Annotated in this window: 26 protein-coding genes; 11 read left to right on the forward strand and 15 right to left on the reverse strand. The window is 37.4% G+C overall.

Annotated features, from left to right (window positions below):
- Positions 1-32 precede the first annotated feature (32 nt).
- Positions 33-794 carry an oxygenase MpaB family protein gene (locus tag ACH3PA_RS14550; protein WP_416442908.1) on the forward strand — a complete coding sequence of 254 codons (762 nt, stop codon included), beginning with the start codon at positions 33-35 and terminating at the stop codon, positions 792-794.
- A 68-nt stretch (positions 795-862) separates the two neighbouring features.
- Here the strand turns inward: ACH3PA_RS14550 and leuB are convergent, their stop codons facing one another.
- The 4 genes from leuB to ACH3PA_RS14570 form a co-directional block, all read right to left on the reverse strand.
- Positions 863-1,978: a 3-isopropylmalate dehydrogenase gene (leuB, locus tag ACH3PA_RS14555; RefSeq protein WP_416442906.1), complete on the reverse strand. Its 1,116-nt coding sequence runs from the start codon at positions 1,976-1,978 to the stop codon at positions 863-865.
- Positions 1,979-2,058: 80 nt separating this feature from the next.
- Positions 2,059-2,643, reverse strand: coding sequence for a 3-isopropylmalate dehydratase small subunit (leuD, locus tag ACH3PA_RS14560; protein ID WP_416442904.1), 585 nt, complete (start codon positions 2,641-2,643; stop codon positions 2,059-2,061).
- Positions 2,643-4,028 carry a 3-isopropylmalate dehydratase large subunit gene (gene leuC, locus ACH3PA_RS14565; RefSeq protein WP_416442902.1) on the reverse strand — a complete coding sequence of 462 codons (1,386 nt, stop codon included), beginning with the start codon at positions 4,026-4,028 and terminating at the stop codon, positions 2,643-2,645. The genes leuD and leuC overlap by 1 nt, the downstream gene beginning before the upstream one ends.
- A gap of 101 nt (positions 4,029-4,129) precedes the next feature.
- Positions 4,130-5,302, reverse strand: a complete 1,173-nt coding sequence (locus tag ACH3PA_RS14570; RefSeq protein WP_416442900.1) for a 2-isopropylmalate synthase — start codon at positions 5,300-5,302, stop codon at positions 4,130-4,132.
- 127 nt (positions 5,303-5,429) lie between these two features.
- Here ACH3PA_RS14570 and ACH3PA_RS14575 point away from each other — a divergent pair, with 127 nt between their 5' ends.
- Complete coding sequence (locus ACH3PA_RS14575) at positions 5,430-6,992, forward strand: hypothetical protein (protein ID WP_416442898.1); 1,563 nt, start codon at positions 5,430-5,432, stop codon at positions 6,990-6,992.
- A complete protein-coding gene (locus tag ACH3PA_RS14580; protein WP_416442896.1) occupies positions 6,992-7,891 on the forward strand; it encodes a DMT family transporter in 900 nt (299 codons plus the stop codon). The genes ACH3PA_RS14575 and ACH3PA_RS14580 overlap by 1 nt, the downstream gene beginning before the upstream one ends.
- On the opposite strand, the gene ACH3PA_RS14585 is transcribed toward ACH3PA_RS14580, so the two are convergent.
- Positions 7,888-8,529, reverse strand: coding sequence for an RluA family pseudouridine synthase (locus ACH3PA_RS14585; protein ID WP_416446728.1), 642 nt, complete (start codon positions 8,527-8,529; stop codon positions 7,888-7,890). The genes ACH3PA_RS14580 and ACH3PA_RS14585 overlap by 4 nt on opposite strands.
- A gap of 183 nt (positions 8,530-8,712) precedes the next feature.
- Positions 8,713-9,531: a 3-methyl-2-oxobutanoate hydroxymethyltransferase gene (gene panB, locus ACH3PA_RS14590; protein ID WP_416442894.1), complete on the reverse strand. Its 819-nt coding sequence runs from the start codon at positions 9,529-9,531 to the stop codon at positions 8,713-8,715.
- A 68-nt stretch (positions 9,532-9,599) separates the two neighbouring features.
- Between panB and ACH3PA_RS14595 the strand changes: the two genes are divergently transcribed.
- Positions 9,600-10,049, forward strand: a complete 450-nt coding sequence (locus ACH3PA_RS14595) for a nuclear transport factor 2 family protein (RefSeq protein WP_416442892.1) — start codon at positions 9,600-9,602, stop codon at positions 10,047-10,049.
- Here ACH3PA_RS14595 and ACH3PA_RS14600 read toward each other — a convergent pair.
- From ACH3PA_RS14600 to ACH3PA_RS14610, 3 genes are all read right to left on the reverse strand, one after another.
- Complete coding sequence (locus tag ACH3PA_RS14600; RefSeq protein WP_416442890.1) at positions 10,046-11,479, reverse strand: L-serine ammonia-lyase; 1,434 nt, start codon at positions 11,477-11,479, stop codon at positions 10,046-10,048. The genes ACH3PA_RS14595 and ACH3PA_RS14600 overlap by 4 nt on opposite strands.
- Positions 11,480-11,585: 106 nt before the next feature.
- Positions 11,586-12,590, reverse strand: coding sequence for an alcohol dehydrogenase (locus ACH3PA_RS14605; protein WP_416442888.1), 1,005 nt, complete (start codon positions 12,588-12,590; stop codon positions 11,586-11,588).
- Between the two features lie 62 nt (positions 12,591-12,652).
- Positions 12,653-13,318 carry a type II CAAX prenyl endopeptidase Rce1 family protein gene (locus ACH3PA_RS14610; RefSeq protein WP_416442886.1) on the reverse strand — a complete coding sequence of 222 codons (666 nt, stop codon included), beginning with the start codon at positions 13,316-13,318 and terminating at the stop codon, positions 12,653-12,655.
- 174 nt (positions 13,319-13,492) lie between these two features.
- Between ACH3PA_RS14610 and dnaK the strand changes: the two genes are divergently transcribed.
- Positions 13,493-15,406 carry a molecular chaperone DnaK gene (dnaK, locus tag ACH3PA_RS14615; protein WP_416442884.1) on the forward strand — a complete coding sequence of 638 codons (1,914 nt, stop codon included), beginning with the start codon at positions 13,493-13,495 and terminating at the stop codon, positions 15,404-15,406.
- A gap of 206 nt (positions 15,407-15,612) precedes the next feature.
- Here the strand turns inward: dnaK and ACH3PA_RS14620 are convergent, their stop codons facing one another.
- The 5 genes from ACH3PA_RS14620 to ACH3PA_RS14640 all read right to left on the reverse strand — a co-directional run bounded on the left by ACH3PA_RS14620 (position 15,613) and on the right by ACH3PA_RS14640 (position 19,847).
- On the reverse strand, positions 15,613-17,079 hold the full coding sequence (locus ACH3PA_RS14620) for a Gfo/Idh/MocA family protein (protein ID WP_416442882.1): 1,467 nt from the start codon (positions 17,077-17,079) through the stop codon (positions 15,613-15,615).
- 140 nt (positions 17,080-17,219) lie between these two features.
- Entirely contained in the window at positions 17,220-17,762 is a 543-nt protein-coding gene (locus ACH3PA_RS14625; RefSeq protein WP_416442880.1) for a GNAT family N-acetyltransferase, read from the reverse strand.
- A gap of 118 nt (positions 17,763-17,880) precedes the next feature.
- Positions 17,881-18,618 carry a leucine-rich repeat domain-containing protein gene (locus ACH3PA_RS14630; protein WP_416442878.1) on the reverse strand — a complete coding sequence of 246 codons (738 nt, stop codon included), beginning with the start codon at positions 18,616-18,618 and terminating at the stop codon, positions 17,881-17,883.
- Between the two features lie 288 nt (positions 18,619-18,906).
- A complete protein-coding gene (locus tag ACH3PA_RS14635) occupies positions 18,907-19,059 on the reverse strand; it encodes a hypothetical protein (RefSeq protein WP_416442876.1) in 153 nt (50 codons plus the stop codon).
- A gap of 131 nt (positions 19,060-19,190) precedes the next feature.
- Positions 19,191-19,847, reverse strand: coding sequence for an alpha/beta hydrolase (locus ACH3PA_RS14640; RefSeq protein WP_416442874.1), 657 nt, complete (start codon positions 19,845-19,847; stop codon positions 19,191-19,193).
- Positions 19,848-19,887: 40 nt separating this feature from the next.
- Between ACH3PA_RS14640 and ACH3PA_RS14645 the strand changes: the two genes are divergently transcribed.
- The 5 genes from ACH3PA_RS14645 (at position 19,888) to ACH3PA_RS14665 (ending at position 24,565) form a co-directional block, all read left to right on the forward strand.
- The gene (locus ACH3PA_RS14645) at positions 19,888-20,313 is read left to right on the forward strand and encodes a PaaI family thioesterase (protein ID WP_416442872.1); all 426 of its coding nucleotides are present in this window, start codon (positions 19,888-19,890) and stop codon (positions 20,311-20,313) included.
- A complete protein-coding gene (locus ACH3PA_RS14650; protein WP_416442870.1) occupies positions 20,313-21,437 on the forward strand; it encodes a chorismate-binding protein in 1,125 nt (374 codons plus the stop codon). The genes ACH3PA_RS14645 and ACH3PA_RS14650 overlap by 1 nt, the downstream gene beginning before the upstream one ends.
- Positions 21,438-21,453: 16 nt before the next feature.
- Positions 21,454-23,169 carry a 2-succinyl-5-enolpyruvyl-6-hydroxy-3-cyclohexene-1-carboxylic-acid synthase gene (gene menD, locus ACH3PA_RS14655; protein WP_416442868.1) on the forward strand — a complete coding sequence of 572 codons (1,716 nt, stop codon included), beginning with the start codon at positions 21,454-21,456 and terminating at the stop codon, positions 23,167-23,169.
- 80 nt (positions 23,170-23,249) lie between these two features.
- Positions 23,250-23,591, forward strand: coding sequence for a DUF2853 family protein (locus tag ACH3PA_RS14660; protein ID WP_416442866.1), 342 nt, complete (start codon positions 23,250-23,252; stop codon positions 23,589-23,591).
- Between the two features lie 137 nt (positions 23,592-23,728).
- The gene (locus ACH3PA_RS14665; protein WP_416442864.1) at positions 23,729-24,565 is read left to right on the forward strand and encodes a S1 RNA-binding domain-containing protein; all 837 of its coding nucleotides are present in this window, start codon (positions 23,729-23,731) and stop codon (positions 24,563-24,565) included.
- Positions 24,566-24,579: 14 nt separating this feature from the next.
- Here ACH3PA_RS14665 and ACH3PA_RS14670 read toward each other — a convergent pair whose 3' ends face one another.
- Positions 24,580-24,987 (reverse strand): hypothetical protein, encoded by a 408-nt coding sequence (locus ACH3PA_RS14670; protein WP_416442862.1) that lies wholly within the window; start codon positions 24,985-24,987, stop codon positions 24,580-24,582.
- Between the two features lie 205 nt (positions 24,988-25,192).
- On the opposite strand from ACH3PA_RS14670, the gene ACH3PA_RS14675 reads away from it, so the two are divergent.
- Positions 25,193-26,032: a 1,4-dihydroxy-2-naphthoyl-CoA synthase gene (locus ACH3PA_RS14675; RefSeq protein ID WP_416442860.1), complete on the forward strand. Its 840-nt coding sequence runs from the start codon at positions 25,193-25,195 to the stop codon at positions 26,030-26,032.
- The last annotated feature ends 39 nt before the right edge of the window (positions 26,033-26,071 follow it).

The following is a 26,071-nucleotide window of genomic DNA, read 5'->3' on the forward strand; positions in this document are numbered from 1 at the left end:
AAAGGCGTGATTTTAGTTATCTTTTAAAGCCTATGGAAAATTTTGTAAAAGACGATTCTATTATTCGAGAGATATGGGGAAAAAGCGATACTGTTCTGCTAATTTTTGCGGGAGCGGCGGCAGAATTTGCTTTAAATAAAGCGGTTGATTGGCTCTACTTCACCGGGAAATTGCCTGCAGATCCGTTGGGGCGTTTGTTCTCTACAGTTACCTATGCGAGAAAAATAATCTTTGCAGATAAAACAACTTCATTAAAGAGTATTGATTCTATCTATCATATACATAAAGCTGTTGAAAATTCCCGAGAAAGTAAAATACCAGACTGGGCTTATCGAGATGTGCTTTTTATGCTTATTTATTATTCCATAGCTTCGTTTGAGGTGCTGGAAAGAAAATTAACTTCGGAAGAAAAAGAAGAGATTTATAATGTGTTCTTCAGAGTGGGAGAGCGGATGCGCTTAAAAGATCTGGCACCTAATTATCAATCATGGCTTGTTCAGCGAGAGGAGCATTTAGCAAATGATCTGGAGAAAAGTAAATATACTAAAGATCTCTTTAAACAATATAAAAAGCATTTGGGAACGGTTAGATACTTTGTACTGATTGAAGGACAAAAGTTGATTATTCCGGACAGAGTAAGAATATTACTAGGACTTTCCAAAATATCTTTACTTAGTTTTATATTGCCTTTTTATAAATTGAGCAGGTTCTTGCATCTTGATAATTTGATCAAAAAAGTATTGTTACCGAAGAAATACGAAACAGAAATAAATGAAATAAACGTGGTGGTGTGAAAAATTTAAATAAAAAATGCGACTCATAATGAACCGCATTTTTTATATTCTAGTATTCTAATAGATATCTAGATTATCGTACTCTGTCCCATATGAACATTCCTAAAATTTACATTAGTATCTTCAGGATGTGTAATATAATCGGCTATAAAGTCACCTACTTTTGAGGTAGGAAATGCTTTTTCCGGATTAATATCTTTGGTTGTAATTCCTAGTTCCAGTGATTTTTCAACTGCTTTTTCAACTATCTCAGCCTCTTCGTTTAAATTTAAATGTCTTAAAAGCATCGCTGCAGACAGAATGGATGCCAATGGATTTGCAATATCTTTTCCTGCTCCTTGAGGAAACGAACCGTGAATAGGCTCAAACAAAGCATTCTCCAGACCTACCGAAGCTGAAGCTAACAATCCTATCGATCCACCAATAACGCTGGCTTCGTCACTTATAATATCTCCAAATAAGTTTTCCGTAAGAATTACATCAAACTGACTCGGGTTAAGAATCATTTGCATTGCTGCATTATCTACAAAAAGAAAATCTAATTCTACATTAGCGTATTCTTTACTGATTTCAGTAACTGTTTTACGCCATAAACGCGAAGTTTCAAGGACGTTAGCTTTATCTACCAGCGTTAACTTTTTTCTTCTTTTTTGAGCTTCTTTAAAAGCAAGATGTGCGATTCTTGATATTTCCTCAACTGAATATGAACAGCCATCACTTGCGACTTGCCCGTCATCGCTTAAATGTTTATCACCAAAATAAATACCGCCTGTTAATTCGCGATAGATCGAAATATCAGTTCCTGAGATTATTTCTCTTTTAAGCGGTGAGTTATCAATCAATCGCTCGTATGCCTTAACTGGTCTTATATTACAAAATAATCCAAGTGATTTACGCAAACGTAATAAGCCTTGTTCGGGACGTACTTTAGCAGAAGGATCATTGTCATATTTGGGATGGCCAATTGCACCAAATAAAATAGCGTCGCTTGCCTCACAAATATCTATAGTTTCTTCAGGTAAAGGGTTACCCGTTTCATCAATTGCCACAGCACCTACAAGAGCTTTGGTATAGATAAAAGTATGGTTATATATATCAGCAATTGCATCTAAAGCTTTTTTTGCCTGGGCAGTAACCTCAGGACCAATGCCATCACCGGGAAGAAGTGCAATATTGTATTTCATGGTAATAATTAAAAAAACAGATTAGGGAACCCTATAATAGGTTCCCTAAAGTTATAAAATTAAATGTAAAGATATTTTATTTATACGGACTGTAATTGCTCGAAGGCCTCTATTTTTTCTTTTTTACTTATCAGAAAATCAATGTCATCGTATCCATTTATCATGCAAACCTTTTTGTAAGGATCAATATCAAAAGGCATGACACCAGCAGGAGAATGTAAATTCTGATTTTCAAGATCTATTGTGATCTCGGTTTCTGGATTTTCCTGAATAGCAGCTAGTAATTTAGATAAATAATCAGGTGTAACCTGTATTGGTAAAATCCCGTTATTTAATGCATTTCCTCTGAAAATATCTGCAAAAAAGCTGCTAATTACTACTTTAAACCCGTAGCCAGCCAGAGCCCACGCCGCATGCTCACGACTCGATCCACAACCAAAATTATCACCAGCTACGAGAACAGATCCTGAAAAAGTATCATCGTTTAAAACGAAATCTTTATTTTCTGATCCATCTTTATTATATCTCCAGTCTCTAAATACATTATCTCCAAATCCCTGTTTGTCTGTAGCTTTTAAAAAGCGCGCAGGAATGATCTGGTCTGTATCTATATTCTCAATAGGTAATGGAACTGCTGTATCTGTAAGTTTTATAAATTTTTCCATTAGTTGAGACTTTTAGTAATATCTATAATTTTACCTTCTACCGCAGTAGCGGCTGCCATTAACGGGCTTGCAAGAATTGTTCGCGCACCTTGTCCCTGACGACCTTCAAAATTTCTATTTGAAGTAGAAACGCAGTATTCACCTGACGGTATTTTATCATCATTCATTGCCAGACACGCGGAGCAACCAGGCTGACGTAAGGCAAAACCGGCCTCTGTAAATATTTTATCGAGTCCTTCATCAACAAGTTGCTTGGCGACCTGTCTGGAGCCGGGAACTAGCCATGCATTAACATTAGGCGCTTTCTGCTTTCCTTTAACATAATTTGCAGCAATTCTAAAATCTTCAATTCTGGAGTTTGTACAACTTCCTATAAATACATAATTAATAGGTTTATTAATCAAAGATTCACCTTTATGTAATCCCATATATGCAAGGGATTTCTCAAGATTAATATCATTTCTGTCTGGTATGCGCCCTGTTACTTTGATTCCCATTCCCGGGTTTGTACCATAAGTAACCATAGGTTCTATATCTGCCGCGTCAAATGAATATTCCTGATCAAAAACTGCATCGTCATCTGTAGGAAGCGTTTTCCAATAAGCCAGTTTTCTGTCCCATTCTGCTCCTTCAGGTGCAAATTTGCGCCCTTTTACATACTCAAAAGTGGTTTGATCTGGCGCGATCATTCCGCCTCGAGCTCCCATTTCTATACTCATGTTACACACAGTCATACGACCTTCCATAGACATCTCTTCAAAAACATTTCCTGCATATTCACAGAAATATCCTGTACCTGAATTAGTCCCGATTTGAGAGATAATATAAAGAATTACATCTTTTGGCAGAACTCCGTTTTTCAGTTTGCCATTTACGTTTACGCGTAATTTTTTTGGCTTAGTTAGTAAAAGACATTGACTGGCAAAAACCTGTGCTACCTGGCTAGTACCAATACCAAAGGCAATTGTACCAAAAGCACCGTGAGTAGAGGTGTGGCTATCACCACAAACCATGGTCATTCCCGGTTGTGTAACTCCTAATTCGGGAGCCATAACGTGTACAATACCATTGTATTCATGACCTAAAGCGTAAAGCGTTATGCCGTGTTTCTCACAGTTTTCTGAAAGTTTTTTAAGTTGATTTCGCGAAAGCGCATCCCGTACCGGTAAATGTTGATCTACGGTAGGTGTGTTGTGATCTGCTGTTGCCACAATTTGGTCTGGGCGAGCGATTGGTATTCCGCGTTCTTCTAGTTCGGCGAAAGCCTGTGGACTAGTGACCTCGTGAATTAAATGTTTGTCTATGTAAAGTATTTGTGGGCCGTTTGATACGGTGTCTACTACGTGAGCATCCCATACTTTATCAAAAAGTGTTTTTCCTGCCATTTTATAATATCGCTGAGCTAAAAAATCTACTGATTTTTGAACTCTAAAACGCGTTTTTTAAATGCTTTTAGCCGATTTTCTACCCGCCTTGAGCAAATTATTTAAGCTATTGCTGCTGTTTGAATATTTGTAACTCGCATGATCTCGTGAATATCATCATCAAGAATCTCTTTTTTGCGGTCTGCAAAGTTCAGAAATTCTTTGTAAACTACATCAAGTTGTATCTTAGTAAGTTCATAACCTACCTTTTTAGAACGGTAGGCTAGGGCAGCGCGACCGCTACGGGCAGTAAGTACAATTGCACTTTCTGTCACACCTACTTCTTCAGGATCCATGATTTCATAGGTTTCTCTATTCTTGATCACTCCATCCTGATGTATACCAGAACTGTGCGCAAAGGCGTTAGAACCTACAATTGCTTTATTAGGTTGAACCGGCATTCCCATTTTTTCACTCACCATGCGGCTTGTGTCATAAAGTAATCTTGAATTTACATTTGTATCAAGATCAAGATAAGGGTGCTGTCTTAAGATCATTACCACTTCTTCAAGCGAAGTATTTCCTGCACGCTCTCCTATACCGTTTATTGTGCATTCTATTTGTCTTGCGCCATTCATCACCCCGGCAATTGAGTTGGCAGTTGCTAAACCAAGATCGTTATGACAATGGCAGGAAAGTATTGCTTTCTCGATGCCTTTTACGTTCTCTTTAAGGTATTTTATTTTAGCGCCATATTCTTCAGGAAGACAATAACCTGTGGTGTCTGGTATATTTAATACCGTAGCACCCGCTTTTATTGCGGCTTCACAAACTCTTGCCAGATATTCATTTTCGGTACGGCCGGCATCTTCAGCATAAAACTCAACATCTTCTACAAATGTTTTCGCGTAAGCTACAGCATCAATAGCACGTTGAATAATAGCTTCACGATTTGATTTAAATTTATGCAGAATATGAGAATCACTTGTGCCTATACCAGTATGTATACGAGGTCTTTTTGCATATTTAAGAGCTTCTGCAGCCACCTCAATATCTTTTTTAACTGCACGGGTTAGACCACAAACCGTTGCATTTTTAACCAGTTTTGCAATTGATTCAACAGATTTAAAATCACCCGGACTAGAAACCGGAAATCCTGCTTCTATAACATCAACGCCCAGAAGATCCAGACGTTCTGCTATAACTAATTTTTGTTTAGTATCTAACTTACATCCGGGAACCTGTTCTCCATCACGTAAGGTTGTGTCAAAGATCTGGACTTTATTATCACTCATAGTGGTTTTTTTCTCAATTTAAGTGTGAATATATATATTGGTAGTAAATTTGGTACAACCTTAAAGAAAAAGCCTACGATGTTTAAGGGTTTTTATTGATTTTTATATAGTTGATATTCAGTTATTTATGCGTAAAATCATTACAACAGCAAATGATACAAAAGATCCGCTCTTTACGTTAGTGAAGTCGCTTTCAAAATCTGAAAAGCGTCAATTTAAACTATACGTGGGCAGACTTGAAGGCAATGCAGAATCAAAATATTTGCAGCTCTTTAATTTGCTTGACAAGATGAATATTTATGATGAGAGCGAAATCTTAAAAAAAGGAATTGTCAAGAAACAGCAACTTTCTAATCTTAAAGCGCATTTATACAAACAGGTTCTCATAAGCCTGAGGCTGAGTCCTGCTCATCAAAATATAAGAGTTCTTATACGAGAACAACTCGATTTTGCCACTGTTTTATATCAAAAAGGACTTTATCAACAAAGTTTAAAGTTGCTTGATAAAGCAAAACAAATGGCGATTGAGAATGAAGAGAAAAACGTCGCTTACGAGATTGTTGAGCTTGAAAAAGTTATAGAATCACAATATATCACGCGTAGTATGAGCACGCGTGCGGAAGAACTTTCTCATGAGGCCGAAGTGCTGAGTCAACAGAATATGATGACCAGCAAATTGTCTAATCTTTCGCTTCAGCTTTATGGTATAATGCTAAAAATGGGTTACGTGCGCAGCGATGAAGAAAAGCAGGAGATCACGACCTATTTTAATGAGCATTTACCCGATTATGATATCAATTCGCTGGGTTTTCGCGAGAAGCTGTGGCTGTACAAAGCTTATTTGTGGTACAGTTTTTTAATTCAGGACTTTATTTCGTGCTTTAAATATGCAACTCGTTATGTAGAGTTATTTGATGAAAATCCTAAGATGATAGGTCGCAATCCCGTATTTTATTTAAAAGGGAATCACTATCTGCTGGAGTCGCTTTTCTACCTGAAGCACCACACAAAGTTTAAAGAAGTTCTTGAAAATCTATTAGAAAAATTAAAAGATCCTGACTTCCCAAAAAGTGATAATCTGGAGACTCTGGAGTTTCTTTATGTTTATTCAAACAAGCTCAATATGAAGTTTATGGTTGGTGATTTTACCAGCGATGATCATCTTGTTGACGAAATTTTAAAACGTTTAAAGTCCCTGGGAAATCATCTTGATGAGCATCATGTAATGGTTTTTTATTATAAAATAGCCAGTTTGTACTTTGGCGCCGGGGAGCATAAAAAATGTATTTTCTTTCTCGAAAAAATAATTAATAATAAATCATTAAAGTTGCGAGAAGACCTTATGTGTTTTGCACGCATACTTAATCTTGTGGCACATTATGAAGCGGGAATGGACTATCATCTTGAAACATTATTGAGAAGCACTTATAAGTTTTTGATCAAAATGAATGACATGCACGAGGTGCAAAAAGAGATGATCAAATTCCTTAGAAACCTTGGAGATATTTTCCCCGGTGAATTGAAAGACGAATTTAAGAAATTGAGGAAACGCCTAGAGGTTTATGAAAACGACCCATATGAGCGCAGAGCTTTTCTATACCTCGACATTTTATCCTGGCTTGACAGCCGAATTGAAAACCGACCTGTGGCAGATATAATTAGAGAAAAAGCTTTAGTTTTGATCCGTTAATGGGCAAAATATCTCCTTTTCTTAAGAATTTAATTCAGCTTAATATTGCCATGGTGCTCATAAGCACTAGTGGAGTTCTGGGCAGAGCAATCAATTTATGGCCGCCGCTTACAATTGGTTTACGTGCGATATTAGCAGGATTATTATTATTTGCTTTTTTAAAGTGGAAAAAGATAAATCTTAAGATCGCTAAAAAAGATCGATGGACTATTCTTCTTGGCGGAATTTTATTTGGAATTCACTGGACGGCTTATTTTCAGGCATTGCAGTTAAGCACCGTAGCGATTGGGATGCTCACTATTTATACTTACCCAACTTGGACGAGTATTTTAAGCCCCATAATTCTGAAAACGAGATTTCAAAAAATTCACTTATTATTGGGATTGCTGGTAATTGCAGGGATATTCTTTCTGGTACCAGAATTTGATTTTGAAAATAAATATACACAGGCTGTAGCTTTTGGTCTTTTTTCCGCTTTAGCGTATGCTTTGCGAAATATTTTAATGAAAAAACAAGTTGAGAATTACCACGGAAGCTTACTTATGTGGTATCAAATGATAATTATCGGGGTTCTGCTATTGCCCATAAGCGTCACGATATCACCCACAGAACTCGTAGATTCTTTACCTATTTTATTAACGTTGGCCCTAATTACAACAGCATTGGGCCACACGTTGTTCTTAATGACATTCAAGCATTTTAATATCACAACGGCTAGTATTATTAGTAGCGTGCAACCTGTTTATGGCATCATAATAGGTCTTGTCGTTTTAGGAGAAGTACCTAAAACAGGGACTATTATTGGCGGGTGTTTAATTTTAAGCGCGGTAATTTTTGAAAGCCTGCGTGTTGCCAGAATACAAAAGAAAGAGAGGTTGCAAACTGCTAAAGAACATTAATCCAGGCAAGCGTTCCACACAGGATCTTCAGAGGGTGGTGGAGCTACAAATGTCATCATCTCTTTTTGTACCGGATGCAAAATAGTTAGTTTTCTTGAGTGCAAATGAATGCTGCCATCTTTATTACTTCGGTCAAAACCATATTTAAGATCGCCTTTTATCGCGCAACCAATTGCAGATAACTGAGATCTGATCTGATGATGACGCCCGGTATGCAGATCAATTTCAAGAAGGTAATAGTTATCCAGTTTTTTCAAGATTTTATAGTCTAAAATCGCCATTTTACTGTCATTTACTTCCTTTTCGTGAGCGTATGATTTATTCTGTTTTGGGTTGCGTTTTAAATAATGAATGAGCGAGTCCTGCTCTTTTGGCGGTGCATTTTTAACCACTGCCCAATAGGTTTTTTTAGCTTCTTTTTCAGCGAAAAGCTTATTTAGTCTGGGCAATGCTTTCGAGGTACGGGCAAAAACGACAATACCGCTGGTTGGTCTGTCTAGCCTGTGAACAACCCCTAAGTAAACGGCTCCCGGTTTGTTGTATTTATCAGCGATATAGCTTTTTACCACTTCGCTTAAAGGTGTATCTCCGGTTTTATCTCCTTGCACAATATCACCGGGGCGTTTATTCACCACGATAATATGATTGTCTTCATACAGAACCTGCAGATTATCTTTGTTGCTATGTGTGGATTCCGTTTTCAGGGCTGTTTTGGTTGATTTTCTTATTACTTAGGAGGGTAGAAATAAAAAGTTTTACCCCCCGCCTTCGGCACCTCCCCTTTAAAAGTGGAGAAATTCTAAATTGAGAGTGTATAAATTTTAATATTGTTCGTCGTCGCTTGGGAAATCTTGGCTTTTTACATCACTAATATATTGCTCAAAAGCACCGGTCATTTGCTCGTAAAGATTTAGATATCTGCGTAAAAATCTAGGGTGAAATTCATGTGTCATTCCCAGCATATCGTGCATTACAAGAACCTGACCATCAACGCCATTTCCGGCACCAATTCCTATAACAGGAATGGTCAAACTTTCTGCAACCTCTTTAGCCAGTTTAGCAGGTACTTTTTCAAGTACAACCGCAAAACATCCTGCTCTTTCAAGCATCAATGCGTCTTCTTTCAGTTTTTCAGCTTCCTCTTCTTCTTTAGCTCTTACGGTATACGTTCCAAACTTATAGATAGATTGTGGCGTTAAACCCAAATGACCCATAACCGGAATCCCGGCATGTAATATTTTCTTAATAGAATCTTTTATTTCTTTACCGCCTTCAAGCTTTACCGCGTGACCGCCGCTTTCTTTCATAATACGAATGGCAGAACGCAAAGCTTCCTTTGGGTCACTTTGATAACTGCCAAAAGGTAGATCGACCACCACAAGAGATCTTTTTATGGCACGCACCACAGAAGAGGCGTGGTAGATCATTTGGTCTAAAGTAATAGGTAAAGTCGTCTCATGACCGGCCATTACGTTAGAAGCAGAATCACCTACAAGAATAACATCTATGCCCGCCCGGTCTACAATAGTCGCCATTGTAAAATCATAGGCTGTTAACATAGAGATCTTTTCTCCATGAGCTTTCATTTCGGTGAGGGATTTTACCGTAATGCGCTTATATTCTTTTTTGGCTGTAGACATGTAAAGATTTTTTGTGGCGGTAAATGTAGTAAATTAGGAAGGTTCTAGCTAAAGAGCTATATTTAAAAATGAAAAATACGTTTCTTATTTCCTTATTAGTTTTACTTACTACAGTGAGTTTAAATGCTCAAACTAAAGAAGAAGCAAAAGCAGCTGTTGATGCCTTTTTTGAAGCTTTTCATAAACAGGATACGATCGCTCTGGGCGAAATGACCTACGGCGAAATAAAACTCAACTCGATCTCTGAAAAATCAGGTGAAAATGAGCTAAAATCGGAAGATTATGGCGAATTTCTAAAAGCTATCGCTTCAATACCTAAAACAACCAAATTTGAAGAACGCCTGTTGAGCTATGAAATAAATGTAGACAGCAAAATGGCAAATGTGTGGACGCCCTATGAGTTTTATCTCGACAATAGCTTAAGTCATTGTGGTGTAAACAATTTTCAATTGATCTGGGTAAAAAGCGGCTGGAAGATCATTAATATCACAGACACGAGATCGAAGGATTGTAATTAACAATCACTCAAAGCAACATTTACTGCCAGACCGCCTTCGCTGGTTTCTTTATATTTTGTGTTCATATCCTGCGCGGTTTGCCACATTGTTTCGATCACTTTATCTAATGGAACTTTAGCATTTTTTGCGTCGGTGTCAAGCGCCATTTCGCAGGCATTTATTGCTTTTATCGCGCCCATAGCATTACGCTCAATACAGGGAATTTGTACTAGTCCGCCTATCGGGTCACAGGTAAGACCCAGATGATGCTCCATTGCGATCTCGCTTGCCATTAAAACCTGTTCTGGAGTTCCGCCCATAAGTTCTGCAAGTGCGCCCGCTGCCATAGCGCTAGACACGCCAATTTCGGCTTGACAACCGCCCATTGCTGCTGAGATTGTTGCTCCTTTTTTAAAGAGACTTCCTATCTCGCCGGCAACCAGCATAAACTGTTTAATATCCTGAAAATTTGCATCGTGGTTTTCAATGACCATATAGTACATCATTACTGCGGGAATCACACCCGCGCTTCCATTAGTGGGCGCAGTTACAACTCTTCCCAGCGAAGCGTTTACTTCATTTACCGCTAAAGCGAAACACGAAACCCATTTAAGAATTTGGCGAAATTTTATTTCTTTATTTCTAATAGCAGCGATCCACTCGTCAGAGTTGGTATATTGACCGTCTTCAATTAGTGTTTTATGCGTGTCAAAAGCTCTGCGGCGCACATTTAGTCCGCCGGGAAGCGTACCTTCAGTATGACAACCGGTGTACATAGAATCGAGCATAACCTGCCAAATATCGTGCAATTTGCGGTCGATTTCTTCCGCGGAAGCGAGCGATAATTCGTTATGATAAACTATCTCAGATATTTTTTTATTCTCTTTCTCGCAGAAGTTTAGAAGCTCTTTACCGCTTTGTACAGGGTAGGGGAAGCCCTTCAATTTTTCCTGTTTAATTTTAGAACGCAGGCGTTCCTGTTGTACCACAAAACCGCCACCAATAGAGTAATATGTATCTGTAGTTTTCTTTCCGTTTTTTAGCTGAGCGCGAAAGGTGATACCGTTAGGATGAAATTCTTTAAACTTTCTGTTGAAAATAACATGAACTGAAGGATCAAAAGCCACTTCTAATTCTGAATTTAACGAGATGCTTCTCTTCGTTTCTATACGCTCAAGAACAGAAACAATCTCATCAATAGGAAAAGTTTGCGGGTCTAGACCTTCAAGACCAAGCTGCACCGCAATATCTGTAGCATGCCCTTTACCGGTAAGCGAGAGTGAGCCGTATAATTCTACATGAATGGTCTCAACAAGGTGAAAGTTACCTTTCGCTTTAAGCTTATCAATCCATCTTCTTGCAGCCCGCCACGGGCCCAATGTGTGCGAACTTGAGGGTCCCACACCTATCTTGAGCATATCAAAAATGCTAATGCTTTCTATTTTACGCATATCTCTCTCTTGGCTGCAAATGTAAAATTTTATAATAGCCTTTATACGTATTTATAAAAAAGAAAACACCGCCAAAAAGCGGTGTTTTTATATCAAAAATCGGGTTTTAAGGCACTAAAACCACCCTAAAACGAGCTTTATTATTGATCATTTTATCGTAAGCTTCTTTTACATCGTCAAGCTTAAATTCTTCAATCATGGGTACGGTGCCATTCATTGCACTAAAGCGAAGTGTATCTTCACTATCTGGTGCAATACCACTAGGCCAGCCTTTTAAGGATTTTCTACCCATCAATAATTGCATAGGCGATACTTTAACCGGCTCACCTGTAGCGGCAATGAGCAACATCTGCCCGTCTATGGCAAGACCATCTACTACAGATGAAATCGCATCACTGTAAGGAGCGGTGGCAACTATAAGATCTGCACCACCTAACTTTTGAAGCTCTTCTGCCGCATCCTGATCATTAGTCGCAATAAACTGATGAGCGCCTAATTCGGTTGCCAGATCTTTTTTATCATCGCTAGTAGAAATTGCGATCACGCGCATTCCCATTTTATTGGCAAAGTGAATGGCAAGGTGACCCAAGCCGCCTATTCCCTGCACAGCAACAGTGTCACCTGCGCGAATCCCCGAATTTCTCATACCATTATAAACCGTTATTCCCGCACAAAGCAGAGGAGCAGCTTCAGATGATGATAATTCTTCAGGAATTATGGCAACCGCTTCCTGAGGAGCTGTCATATATTCGGCATAGCCACCGTCATAAGAAATACCGCAAATTTTTGCTTTTTTACAACTAATGAAATCCCCACGCCGACAAGGTTCACATTCAAAACAATGCCCACCGTGCCAGCCTACACCTACGCGTTGGCCTTTTTTCCACATCTTTACATCTGCGCCTACTTCTTCTACAATTCCCACAACTTCATGCCCGGGAATTCTGGGGTAATCTATGCCGGGAAAATGACCTTCTTTAACTAATGCATCACTGTGGCATATACCGCAGGCTTCCACTTTAATAAGAACCTGTTTAGCTTCTGGTTTTGGAATATCGCGTTCTATAATTTCAAATTCTCCACCCGGTTTGGGTACTTGTACTGCTTTCATATTGATTTTTTTGATTTGCCTTGAAATTACGAAAGGGCTGAAGGATAAAGGTGAAGAAAAAGTTAAATACCATTTCTAAAAAAGATGATAAAAGCGAAGGCCATGCCGTTGTTCATGGCATGTAATAAAATAGACCAAATGAGAGATGTATTTTTTAATTTCACAAATCCCAGTATGAATCCTGCAATAATACGAGGCAGAATAAGAAGAAAAAGAGTAAGGTTTACTGTAAAAGCATCTACATAATTAGTGATGTGTACAAAGCCAAAAATGAGAGAAGTAATAATTAGCAGCAGGTTTTTATGCTTATTTAGCCAATTTCTTATGGCAGAAGTCCGATTTTTAGGAAGCAATTCTCTCCCTATATAGGTTACTGCAAATAAGAATATGAGAGTGAAAGTGATTTTCACCGCCCAGTGCACGTCTAGTGGAACAAAACGAACCAGGAAAAATACAGGCCAGACGGCAATAAAAAGTATCAGGTCAATATGCCGTGGAGCAATAAGCGTACGGAACATCATTTCTTCAGCAATAGGAGCAAACACTACAATAAGAACAAATGCCCTGAGCATGTTAGATTTAAGTAGGTCTAAAATACCATCCTGTTTATAGGTATTGAGATCTATAGAGGGCACAAAGTGAGATAGTATAGAGAGTAGAATGCCGTACAGCATGTAAGCACCTATTAATATAAAGAAAGAAGAAATAAGGGTTTTTAATTTTAGCATTGGTAAACTTAGAAAGGTAAATATAATAGACAATGCATATTAGTCTGCTGTAATAATTTTTTAAAGCTGTAGCGAAAAAGTATTATGACAACCTGTCATATTGATTTAGGTGGCATAATGATTGACTTAAACACACCGAACGAAATTTAATAACACTTAAAATTATATATCGAGATGAGTAAAATCATAGGAATTGACTTAGGGACGACCAACTCCTGCGTTGCTGTAATGGAAGGTAGCGAGCCGGTAGTAATCCCAAATGCTGAAGGAAAAAGAACAACACCTTCTGTGATTGCTTTTGTAGAAGGAGGAGAAATTAAAGTAGGAGATCCTGCAAAGCGTCAGGCGGTAACTAACCCAACAAAAACGATTTCTTCTATCAAGAGATTCATGGGTAATAAGTACTCAGAATCTACTAAAGAAGCAGATCGTGCTGCTTATAATGTAAAAAAAGGTGATAACGATACGGCGAGAGTAGATATTGACGGTCGTTTATATACACCACAAGAGCTTTCTGCTATGATTCTTCAAAAAATGAAGAAAACCGCAGAAGATTATTTAGGACAAGATGTAAGTCGTGCCGTAATTACTGTACCTGCTTACTTTAATGATGCACAACGCCAGGCGACAAAAGAAGCTGGTGAGATCGCAGGTCTTAAAGTAGAACGTATAATCAATGAGCCTACAGCTGCAGCTTTAGCTTATGGTCTTGACAAAAAACACAGTGATCAAAAAATCGTTGTTTTTGACTTTGGTGGTGGTACACATGATGTGTCTATCTTAGAATTAGGAGACGGCGTTTTTGAAGTATTATCAACAGATGGTGATACACACTTAGGTGGTGATGATGTAGACAGCAAAATTATTGACTGGTTAGCTGAAGAGTTTAAATCTGAAGAAGATATGGACTTGCGTAAAGACCCAATGGCTTTACAACGTCTTAAAGAAGCAGCTGAAAAAGCAAAAATTGAATTATCATCTTCTACACAAACTGAAATTAACCTGCCTTACGTTACGGCTACCGCTAGTGGACCAAAACACTTAGTACGTACATTAACACGTTCTAAATTTGAGCAGCTAATTGACGATTTAGTAAAAAGAACAATAGAACCATGTGAGTCAGCTTTAAAAGCAGCAGGACTTTCAAAAAGTGATATTGATGAGATCATATTAGTAGGTGGTTCTACACGTATCCCAGCTGTACAGGAAGCTGTTGAGAAATTCTTTGGTAAAAAACCTAGTAAAGGTGTAAACCCTGACGAAGTTGTTGCAGTAGGTGCAGCGATACAAGGGGGTGTATTGACAGGTGATGTAAAAGATGTATTGCTTCTTGATGTAACTCCGTTATCATTAGGTATTGAGACTATGGGTGGTGTGATGACCAAATTAATTGAGGCTAACACAACTATACCAACTAAAAAGTCTCAGGTATTCTCTACAGCTGCAGATAATCAACCAAGTGTTGAGATTCACGTATTGCAAGGAGAGCGCCCAATGGCAGCAGATAATAAAAACATAGGTCGTTTTCACCTTGACGGAATTCCACCAGCACAGAGAGGAACTCCACAAATTGAAGTGACTTTTGATATAGATGCTAATGGTATCATTAAAGTATCTGCAACAGATAAGGCTACAGGTAAATCTCAGGATATTCGTATTGAAGCTTCTTCAGGTTTAACAGAAGAAGAAATTCAAAAAATGAAGTCTGAAGCTGAAGCCAATGCAGAATCTGACAAAGCAGCTAAAGAGAAAGTTGAAAAACTGAATGAGGCTGATGGTATGATCTTCCAAACTGAAAAGCAACTTAAGGAATTTGGTGATAAATTATCTGATGATAAGAAAAAGCCAATTGAAGATGCTTTAGAAGAATTGAAGAAAGCATATGCTTCTCAAGATGTTGCAACAGTGCAACCAGCTTTAGACAAGATCAACGAAGCATGGACAACAGCTTCTGAAGAAATGTATAAAGCTCAAGCTGAAGCAGGAGGTCAACCAGGAGCAGATGCAGGTCAACAAGCCGGCGGAAGTTCTGAAGGTGGCGCAAACAGCAGCGATGTTGAAGACGTTGACTTTGAAGAAGTGAAGTAAATATAAATTTAGTACGGCTAGTACTTAATTATATAAATAAGAAAAAACCCGGGCTTTTAGCTCGGGTTTTTGTTTTTAGTACCAGAAGATATTAGAATTCTCTTGTCATTTTCATCATCAATAAGCTTGACGTAATCTAACGAGTTATAAATCTAAATTCTTGTCTTTCGCGGCAAGCTTCAGCGAATTATAAACCTCTACAATTGTTAAATTTCCCAGCCTTTACGGTAGCTTTGTCTTCCTACAAATTGGTTGGCCTCTTCAAGATTGGTGATTTTCATATTATCACCATCCCATAGAAGTTTTTTACGCGCATAGAATTCCATTTTTCCCTGGCTGTTTTCTCTTTGCAACATGTAGCTGCGTATGGCAAGATTACCCATTAGTACAGTTTCTGTCATTGGTCCTGCATAATCAAATGAAGAAGTTAGACCTTTATGCTCAGAACTATTAAAGCCAGCTTTACAGGCATCTACCCATTTGCGTTGATGACCGTATTCCGGTTCTATATTCTCTTCTACTTCTTGACCAAATTCTGTAGTGCCATCATTAAGATAAAGCTTTGGCATTAATGGTGAACTGTCATTAATGTTTGTAGAAATGATACCGTTTTCACCGGTTATCAATACGCCATTATAGCTTCCTTTACCACCTATGTCATCATTTGCAGGAATAATTTCCGGGTGCGATGGGCGTATACCACCATCACTCCAAGTCATTTCTATAGGAGATTTACTTTTATCTGTAGCATCAAAATGGAGAGTAATAAAAGAAGAAGGAGGGCAGCCTTCGGGATGGTAATCTGCATTCCACATTTCGGTGTAAACCGTACCTACACTACATTCTGCATCTGTAGGATATTTTAAATTTAACGTCCTAAAAGGAATATCAACAAGGTGACAACCTACATCGCCTAACGCGCCGGTACCATAATCCCACCAGCCTCTCCAGTTGAAAGGATGAATATTAGGAATATAAGGTGTTTCTTCTGCAGGTCCCAGCCATAAATTCCAATCCAGGTCTGCCGGTTTTAGACTGGCATTGGGCTCAGGCATGGCATTACCTTGTGGCCACACGGGTCTGTTCGTCCAAATCTGTACTTTAGAAATTTCGCCTAAAACACCAGAATCTACCCATTTTTGTACCATCCCCAGAAGTTCATTAGAACCTCCCTGATTTCCCATTTGGGTTACAACCTTTTGATCACGCGCCATCTGAGTAAGCATTCTGGCTTCACGTATATTATGTGTCATAGGTTTCTGAACGTAGACATGTTTACCTCTCTGCATCGCAAATGAGGCTGCGGGACCATGAACATGATCTGGAATTGAGATTGTAACTGCATCAATATCTTTTTCTTTATCAAGCATTACTCGATAATCTGCATAAAGTTTTGCATTAGGAAATGATTCTACAGAAGCAGCGGCTGAGCCAGAAAAATCTACGTCGCAGAGCGCTACAACACGCTCTCTGCCATTAACAGAAGCGTTCATAATGTCGCTGCGACCTTTGCCGCCGGCGCCAATAGCCGCAATGTTTAGCTGATCACTGGGAGCAGTGTAGCCTACGCCCCCCAGAACATGTCTGGGAACAATAAAAATAGAAGATGCAATTGCACTGGTTTTTACAAAAGATCTTCTTGAATTGGAAAATGGTTCTTTTTCTTGAGACATTCTAATTTGGTTTATAGATAGTTATTTGGTTACGCTAAATGTATTCTTAAAGTTAGGTAAATAAAAACTATCTCAAACGTTTGATTTATGACCTTTTCTTTTGTACAGAAACAAGAAACTGCATTACTATTGAAATTGTACTAGACCCATTCTTCTTTTAAAATACCGTAGCAGCAAGTATTTCGCTTAAAGCCATCTAATAAATAAACATTCTTTCTTAATATTCCTTCTAGACGAGCGCCCAATTTCTCGACGGCTTTTCTGGATCTTATATTACGTTCATCAACTCTAAATTCTACTTTTTCAAAATATAAGTCAATAAAAGCATAAGAAAGCATGAGTTTTTTAACCTCTGTGTTAAGTCCTGTGCCCTGAAATTCTCGGCCAATCCATGTGCTGCCAATATGCAGAACTTTATTGGGCCAGTCTATATTCATAAACCTAGTACTCCCTGCATATGCATTAATTTGTTTATCAAAGATGATAAACGGTATTGCGCTCAATTCTTCTAGATGTTTAAGGGCAGTAGCGATATAGGTGTTTAATGTGGCAGGAGTCGCAATGCCTGAAGGTGAATATTGTACCAATTTATCCTGAGAGGCTATGGGTAAAAGAAGTTCTGCGTGTTCTAATTTTAAGGGAGAAAGTTTAACGCGCTCATTCTCGAGTATAGGTGCTATCATGGTTTTAAAGTAAGCAATATCTAAAGTTGAAGCAAGGCAAAAACTGCTCAAAAAAAATCCGTTGCTTACACAACGGATAATTCATCTTTAAACTAAATTTATTCTAAAACACCGATTATTATTCTTCTCTTGAAGCAACAGATGTTTGTTTGCTTCTAAGGTCTTTATTGATTTGAGCAGCGATAAATGACTTTTCGTTTTTGAAAGCGTTGTCTGATAGAGCAACAGTCTCCAGATTTTTCATTTCTGCAATTTCTGAAGGTATAACACCATACATAGCGTTACCAGAAAGATTAAGTTCTTTTAATTTGTGAAGCTTTAAGATAGCTTGTGGAAGTTCACCAGTAATGTTATTGTCAAATAAGTTGATAACTTCAAGGTTTTCCATGTTAATAATATCATTACTAACGTGGCCTTCTAAATTGTTACTGCTTATCATTAATTGTTCTAGACGAGATAATTTGTAAAACGAGTTAGGTAACTTACCTGATATCATATTACCATTAAGGACCAATTTTTTCAAATTCTTAAGGTTACCCATTTCTTCAGGTAGTTCACCGTTAATTTTATTGAAAAACATCTCAAGGGTTACTAAAGAAGTAAGATTACCAATGCTTGCAGGAATATTACCTTCAAGATTATTCATACTTAAGTTAATGCCTACAACATTATCATTAACAAGACGAACACCGTACCATGTATCAACTGACTTAGAAAGATCCCAGGTATTGTTCCAGTTCTCACCATTTGTAGAATGGTAAAGATCTATAAGAGCATCTTTTTGAGTCTGAGAAACTTCTGCGAAAGAGCAAACTGTAAAAAGAAAAGCTAGTGCAAGTGTAATAGTTGATCTCATAATTATTAGTGTTTGTGTTTTACAACGTAAATATAACACCCTTTAGCCGTGAAATGCAAATATATTCGATGAAATACACAATTATTTTAGTTCGAAGGTAATTTGAGGTGGTTAATCAACGATTTTTCATGTTTTTTACCGATAATCGATGTTTTTAAGGTGGTTTTTAACTAACCAAGTATTTCAAAATCAAAGGATCTTTAGAATAATTTCATTTTAATAACTTCTATAAATAGAAAAAGGTTACCACATAGGGCAACCTTTATTTAAACATATTAGAATAACTTATTATTCTACTAACAAGCCTTCAGAAGTTTCCTTCGTTGACTTGAATTTTGATAAAATCATAGCACCAACTCGCTGCTGCTTGTTAAAAGCTAACTGAGCCAATACAATCAAGTACAAAAATGGAAGAAAAACAATCAATAAAATAGTCTTCATGATTTGAGGCATTTATGTTATACGCTGTAAACATACAATGCATTTACATGAAATACCAAATATAATCGGTGAAATACACAAAATTATCTCAATAATGTTATTTTTTGTAGGAAAGACTTAGGTTTTGATTTCTAGCTGCTCTTTATCGATGATTTCACAATTTCCATATTCATATCGTGACCACCGTCAAAAACAAGATATTCTATCTTATTTTTAAATAGAGAATTTGCTTTAGTTTTTTCGCCCTGCATTCTTTCTTCGGTGAGGTAATGGTCTTGTGTACCATAAATAAGTTTTACAGCAGTATCAATATCTAAATAATCAAACTGCTCAGGTTTTAATTCGTTAGGAATCCCGCCGGAATGAAGGATAATTGATTTGCTCTTTATCTTATTTTTTGCGATCCATCTTGTAATAACAGAAACCCCTTGCGAAAAACCGAAGACGATTAGGTTTACATCATCAGATAAATGCGGCTGCACAGCCTGCTCATATACAGCATTCATATAGTTTAAAACATTCTCGGTCTCTAATGCAGTATTTTCTTTAGTAAGCCAGGAAGCTCCTACATATTTAAAAGATTTGTCCTGATAATACTTGCTGGGAGCCTGTGGTGCGATAATATAATTTTCTGTTGGGTCTAGCTCTTTAAAGAATTCTATGAAATATCGGCTCAAATAACCTATTCCATGACAAACGATCCAGATGTTTTTTGTCTTTGTGGTTAATGTATTTAATGAGCTATATGTATTCTGTGATGAGTAAGTAACGGTATTTTCTAAAGCCATATATAGAGTATTTGTATCTTTACAAAGTAAACTATTATGTATGAATTATACCAAGGAGGAGGTTCTTGAAAGATGCACAGAGATTTGCAAAAACACATTGATGGAAACCCTTAATATTGAGTTTATTGACGTAGGAGATGATTACCTTACTGCAAAAATGCCTGTTAATAAAACAGTTTACCAGCCTGATGGTGTACTACACGGCGGTGCCACGGTCGCACTTGCAGAAAGCGTAGGCAGCGCTGCCAGTTATATTTTTCTAGATTCTGATAATTATATTGTTCGGGGGATCGAGATTTCTGCTAATCATTTAAAGAGTATCTCTCAGGGATATGTTTTCGCTAAAGCTACTTTTTTACACAAAGGGCGCACAACACAACTTTTGGATATACGCGTTACAAACGAGGCCGGCGAATTAATCTCAGTCGTCAAACTCACAACTATAACACTTCCTAAAAATAAATAATGACAGTTTCAGATTTTTTTGAGCATCTGAACCATCAGCGCGTGCAAAACTTACCGTTTGTAGCATATAGAAAACCGGGAGAATTACCAGTGAATGCGCTACTACAACCTAATGATGATCTTAATACTGTCTTAGATTTTACCGAAAAAGGATTTGTTTTTTCACCCTATGATATAGATAAACCGGCCGTAATTATACAGGGTGCAAAAATTGTAACCTCTCAATTTGAGTCTACAACTTTAGAAGATGAAAAGGAATTTACAGGATTTAATTCTACAGAAGAAGAGAAACAAAAACATGTAGATTTAGTTCAAAAATCGATCAAAACCATAGAAAAATCAGCATTGCAAAAGGTGGTTTTGTCGCGCGAGCAAATCATAACTTTACCTGCAACAGACGTTTTCGAGGTTTTCAAATCATTGTTACAAAAATATGCGCAGGCATTTGTCTATATCTTTTTTCATCCTAAAGTAGGCCTTTGGCTGGGGGCGTCTCCGGAAACTCTTCTTTCGCTTAAGCGAAACAGATTAAAGACGATGGCGCTGGCAGGCACTCAAATTTATAAAGGAACGCTGGATGTGGAATGGGGAGAAAAGGAAAAGGAAGAGCAGCAGCTTGTTGTAGATGAAATAAGCCATAAATTGAAAGAAATAGGAGTGGGTAATTTAAAAAAATCGCCCAGAATAACCCAAAAAGCGGGAAATATACTGCATTTATCGACCCAAATTAATGCAGTTTTAGATGAAAAATCGCCTACAATCAACGAGATAGTTGCAGCGTTACATCCTACTCCTGCAGTTTGTGGTTTGCCGCGACATCTTGCTCAGGATTTTATAGCAAATAATGAAACTTATGCTCGATCATTTTACACTGGTTTTCTGGGTGAATTAAATATGGAAATAATAAGCACAAGAAGCACCAACAGAAGGAATACCGAGAATCTGGCTTATCGAGCCATTACTACTGCTACAGAGTTATTTGTAAACCTGCGTTGTATGCAAATAAAAGATAACACAGTTCATATATATGTAGGCGGCGGAATTACCAAATCTTCTGTGCCAGAAGATGAATGGGAAGAAACTTGTGCAAAAGCCAGAACTATGAGCAGGGTTCTGCCTAATTAAAAGATTAAAATAGTTAATGAAATATTCTAATATACCGGTTTCCCAATCTATCGTGCATTTATGTCTTATTAAGGGGATAGATCATGTAGTTATATCGCCAGGATCTCGTAATGCGCCATTAACAATTGGTTTTACGCATCATCCTGATATAAAAACCTATAGCGTGGTAGATGAACGTAGCGCAGCTTTTTTTGGTTTGGGCCTGGCCCAGCAACTTAAAAAACCTGTTGCATTGGTATGTTCCAGCGGAAGCGCACTTCTCAATTACTATCCGGCAATTTCTGAAGCTTTTTACAGCGATATTCCTTTAGTCATTATTTCTGCAGACAGGCCTATTGAGCGTATAGATATTGGCGATGGGCAGACGATACGGCAGCGTAATGTTTTTGAAAATCACATTTTATATTCGGCTAATTTATATTCAGAATTGGTTCCTGAAGAGCCGGTAACTGATGCAAAATTATTGCAAAAGCAGGGAGAGGCAGAAAAGCATAATCACCAGGAAATTAATAAAGCTTTAAATATTGCGATAGTACAGCAGGGGCCGGTGCATATCAATGTTCCGTTTTACGAGCCCCTTTATAAAACCGTTGAAGAGCAAACCGTAAAGCCCATTGTTGTAAATCCGCAGATCAGGGAAGAAACACTTTCAGAAAGTGAGTTAGAACCTTTTCTTAATATTTGGAACAGTGCTAAAAAGAAGATTATAATAATAGGAGTACTTAACCCTAATTCTATTGAACAAAAGTATCTGAATATTTTAGGCAATGATCCCAGCGTATTAGTGTTTACTGAAACGACATCTAACACGCATCATCCTAATTTCTTTACGCGTATAGATAATCTTATCGGCTCGCTTGATGATAGCGAATTTCAAGAGCTACAGCCCGATATTTTGCTTACAATGGGAGGTATGATAATTTCAAAGAAAATAAAAGCTTTCTTAAGAAATTACAAACCACAACAACATTGGCATGTTGATCCTAAAAAAGCTTATGATACATTTTTCTGTTTAAACAGGCATTTTAAGGTGAGTCCCAATCACTTTTTAGAGCAGTTAACGACTAAGTTGACTTTCGTCGAAAGCGGTTATCAGTCAAAGTGGTTGCAGTTGCGAGAGCGCAGGGATGAGTTGCATAAAAAATATATACAAAATATTGAGTGGTGTGATCTAAAGGCATTTGAGCATGTGCTTAATAAAATACCAAGTGCATCTATGCTGCAACTAAGCAACAGTTCTACCATACGGTATGTACAACTTTTTGATATTGATAAAACATTACAGGTTTTTTGTAATCGAGGTACAAGTGGTATTGATGGATGTACTTCTACAGCGGTAGGGGCAGCGGTCGGGAGTAATTTACCCACTGTACTTATAACCGGCGATTTGAGCTTCTTCTATGACAGCAACGGGCTGTGGAATAATTATATGCCTTCTAATTTTAAAATTATACTTATCAATAATCAGGGCGGTGGGATCTTCCGTATTTTACCCGGTAACAAAGATTCTGAGGAGTTTGATACTTTTTTTGAAACTGTGCACGATTTCACAGCAGAACATTTATGCAAAATGTATAATATAGCTTATTTTTCAGCATCAACAGAAGAAAAGCTCGATTCTGAAATTGGTGAATTATTTCGCTTAAATAGTCAACCAGCCTTATTAGAAATCCACACACCGCGCAAAATCAACGATAAAGTGCTTTTAAAGTACTTTGACTTCATCAAATAAGGGCTATCGATCAATGCACTTTTATTTTATGTATATTTAAATTCACAAATTATTATTAACACACAAAATTCGAATTTATCATGAGTAAAAGAGATGAAATGATAGCCAAATATGCTACAGACCTAAAAGAAAAAGTAGGTCATGAAGCAGATATGGACCTGTTAACCAAAGTGACCATAGGATGTGGACCTTCTATCTACAATCAGGATTCTTCTACTGTATCATCTAGTAGCGAATCTGAATTAGAAACGGTTAAGAAAAATTTCTTAATTAAAAAATTAGGTCTTGCCGATGGACCAAAACTTATGGAAGGTATTGACGCTGTGATGGATAATTATGGTAAATCTAACAGAAGTAAGTATCGTGCTGTCGTTTATTATCTTCTTGTAAAACACTTTGGTAAAGAATCTGTTTATAACTAATAGATCAAATCATATTTTGAAAAAAGCTGCTATCTTAAAAAATAGCAGCTTTTTTATTTCTTATTATTAAAGGAATACTTCTTTAATTTTACTTTGGTTGCTTATAGTTGTGTAATTTTACGGCTTAATTATTTTTTATGTTAGAAATAGGCGCTTACCATAATCTAAAAATAGACAGAGATACAAGCCCGGGTTTATTTTTAGTAAACGAAGAAGGTGATGAAGTTTTATTGCCGGGTCAATACATGCCTAAAGAATTTGAAATAGGTGATGAGTTGTATGTATATGTATATCTTGATAACGATGAGCGTCCCGTTGCAACTACTTTAAAACCACTTATAGAAAAAGATGGTTTTGCTTTTTTGCGTTGCACAGATGTGAGTTCTATAGGAGCTTTTGTAGATTGGGGAATAGAAAAACAATTGTTTGTGCCCTTTGCAAATCAGGTTACGCCTATGAAAAAAGGGCAATACTATGTCACTCATATGTATCTTGATGAAAAATCAAACCGCCTCGTAGGTTCTACTAAACTCAACAATTTTTTAAAGAATGAAAATGTTGATGTTAGCAAGTTTGATAAAGTGGAGATCATGGTGTCTCATTATTCAGATAATGGTGCCAATGTAATTATTAATGGAAAGTATAAAGGTCTTGTTTATAAAGATACAATTTTTGAAGATCTGCGCGTAGGTGACAAACTTCCCGCCTATATAAAACGTGTACGCGAAGATGGTAAAATAGATGTTCTTCTTCAGCCTGAAGGCTATAAAAGTGTAGAGCCTAATGCCAATTATATTTTGGACGAAATGAAAGCCAATGGTGGCAGACTGGATCTTCATGATAAAAGTAGCCCAGAAGAAATTCAGGCGCAATTAGGGTTAAGCAAGAAAAGCTTTAAGAAAGCGGTTGGGGTGCTTTATAAAGAACGTCAAATTGATATTCTTGAAGATGGCATTATTCTAAAAGAGCAATAAGAAGCTTTCTGTTTTTAAGAGACTAACCTTTGTTTTGTTGCTAATATAGCATGATGTATATCTGTAAAGTGCATAATCTTAACAGAAGAAAAAATACTTTCAAATCTTGCTGTTCGCATCGCAAGAGGATCGTAAGTCACAAAATGAACAGCTAAAATTCTTTTATTAAATTGCGATATAAATCGTTGAGCACTAGGCATTATAGAATAAGAGTGTATGCGATTTGTGATTACATAGAATTGTATCTTTTCATCAAAGTATTTTAAGATTTCCTGGCCTAGCTCAAGAGCCTCTTCCTTGTCAATAATAAAACCTTCATTAATCTCACTCACAACACAATTTTTAAAGAAATATAGGTTTCCAAATTCGAATGAAGTGTGGGCAACTATCTGATTTCTAAATTGTGACTCTAATACTTTCATAAGGTTTTATATTTTATATAAATGTCGGGAGTCTTTCTAACATTTTATTTTCCAGAATAGGAAAGGAATAAGAAACGATGAAATAGTGGTAATTGCCGACCAAATGCTTTTTTAAAAGCAGATTTATAAGAGCGTCGTAAATAAGAAATAGAAATTCTTTTGATTAAGAGTTGGAATCAGGTTATTTTTGACAAAAATCAATTTTATGCCAAAGATCGTTTGGAATACTGTAAAACAATACGACGATATTACTTACAAAAAATCTAACGGCGTTGCGAGAATCGCTTTTAACAGGCCAGAAGTTCGTAATGCATTTAGACCCAAAACTACCGCAGAGCTTCTTGATGCTTTTCATAATGCTCAGGAAGATACAAGCATAGGTGTTGTTCTATTATCTGCAGAAGGTCCCTCACCTAAAGATGGTGTATATAGTTTTTGCAGTGGTGGTGATCAAAAAGCAAGAGGTGATCAGGGTTATGTAGGTGAAGATGGATACCATAGATTAAACATTCTTGATGTGCAGAGGCTCATTCGGTTTATGCCAAAGGCAGTAATAGCAGTTGTACCGGGGTGGGCTGTGGGTGGTGGTCACAGTTTACATGTGGTTTGTGATCTCACGCTCGCTAGTAAAGAACACGCGATTTTTAAACAGACTGATGCAGACGTCACGAGTTTTGATGGCGGTTATGGTTCTGCTTATCTGGCTAAAATGGTAGGTCAGAAAAAAGCTAGAGAAATTTTCTTTTTAGGTCGAAACTACTCAGCACAGGAAGCTTACGAGATGGGAATGGTAAATGCTGTTATCCCACATGACGAGCTGGAAGATACCGCTTATGAATGGGCGCAGGAAATCCTGGCAAAATCACCTACTTCAATAAAGATGCTCAAATTTGCCATGAACCTTACTGATGATGGTATGGTGGGGCAGCAGGTATTTGCGGGAGAAGCAACAAGACTCGCCTATATGACAGAAGAAGCTAAAGAGGGCCGAAATGCCTTTCTTGAAAAACGGAAACCAAACTTCGAAAAAAAGTGGATCCCTTAGTATAAAAATCGGGTTAAAAGCAACAAAAAACTCCCTATT

Source organism: Leeuwenhoekiella sp. A2, assembly GCF_047946655.1.
Lineage (GTDB): Bacteria > Bacteroidota > Bacteroidia > Flavobacteriales > Flavobacteriaceae > Leeuwenhoekiella.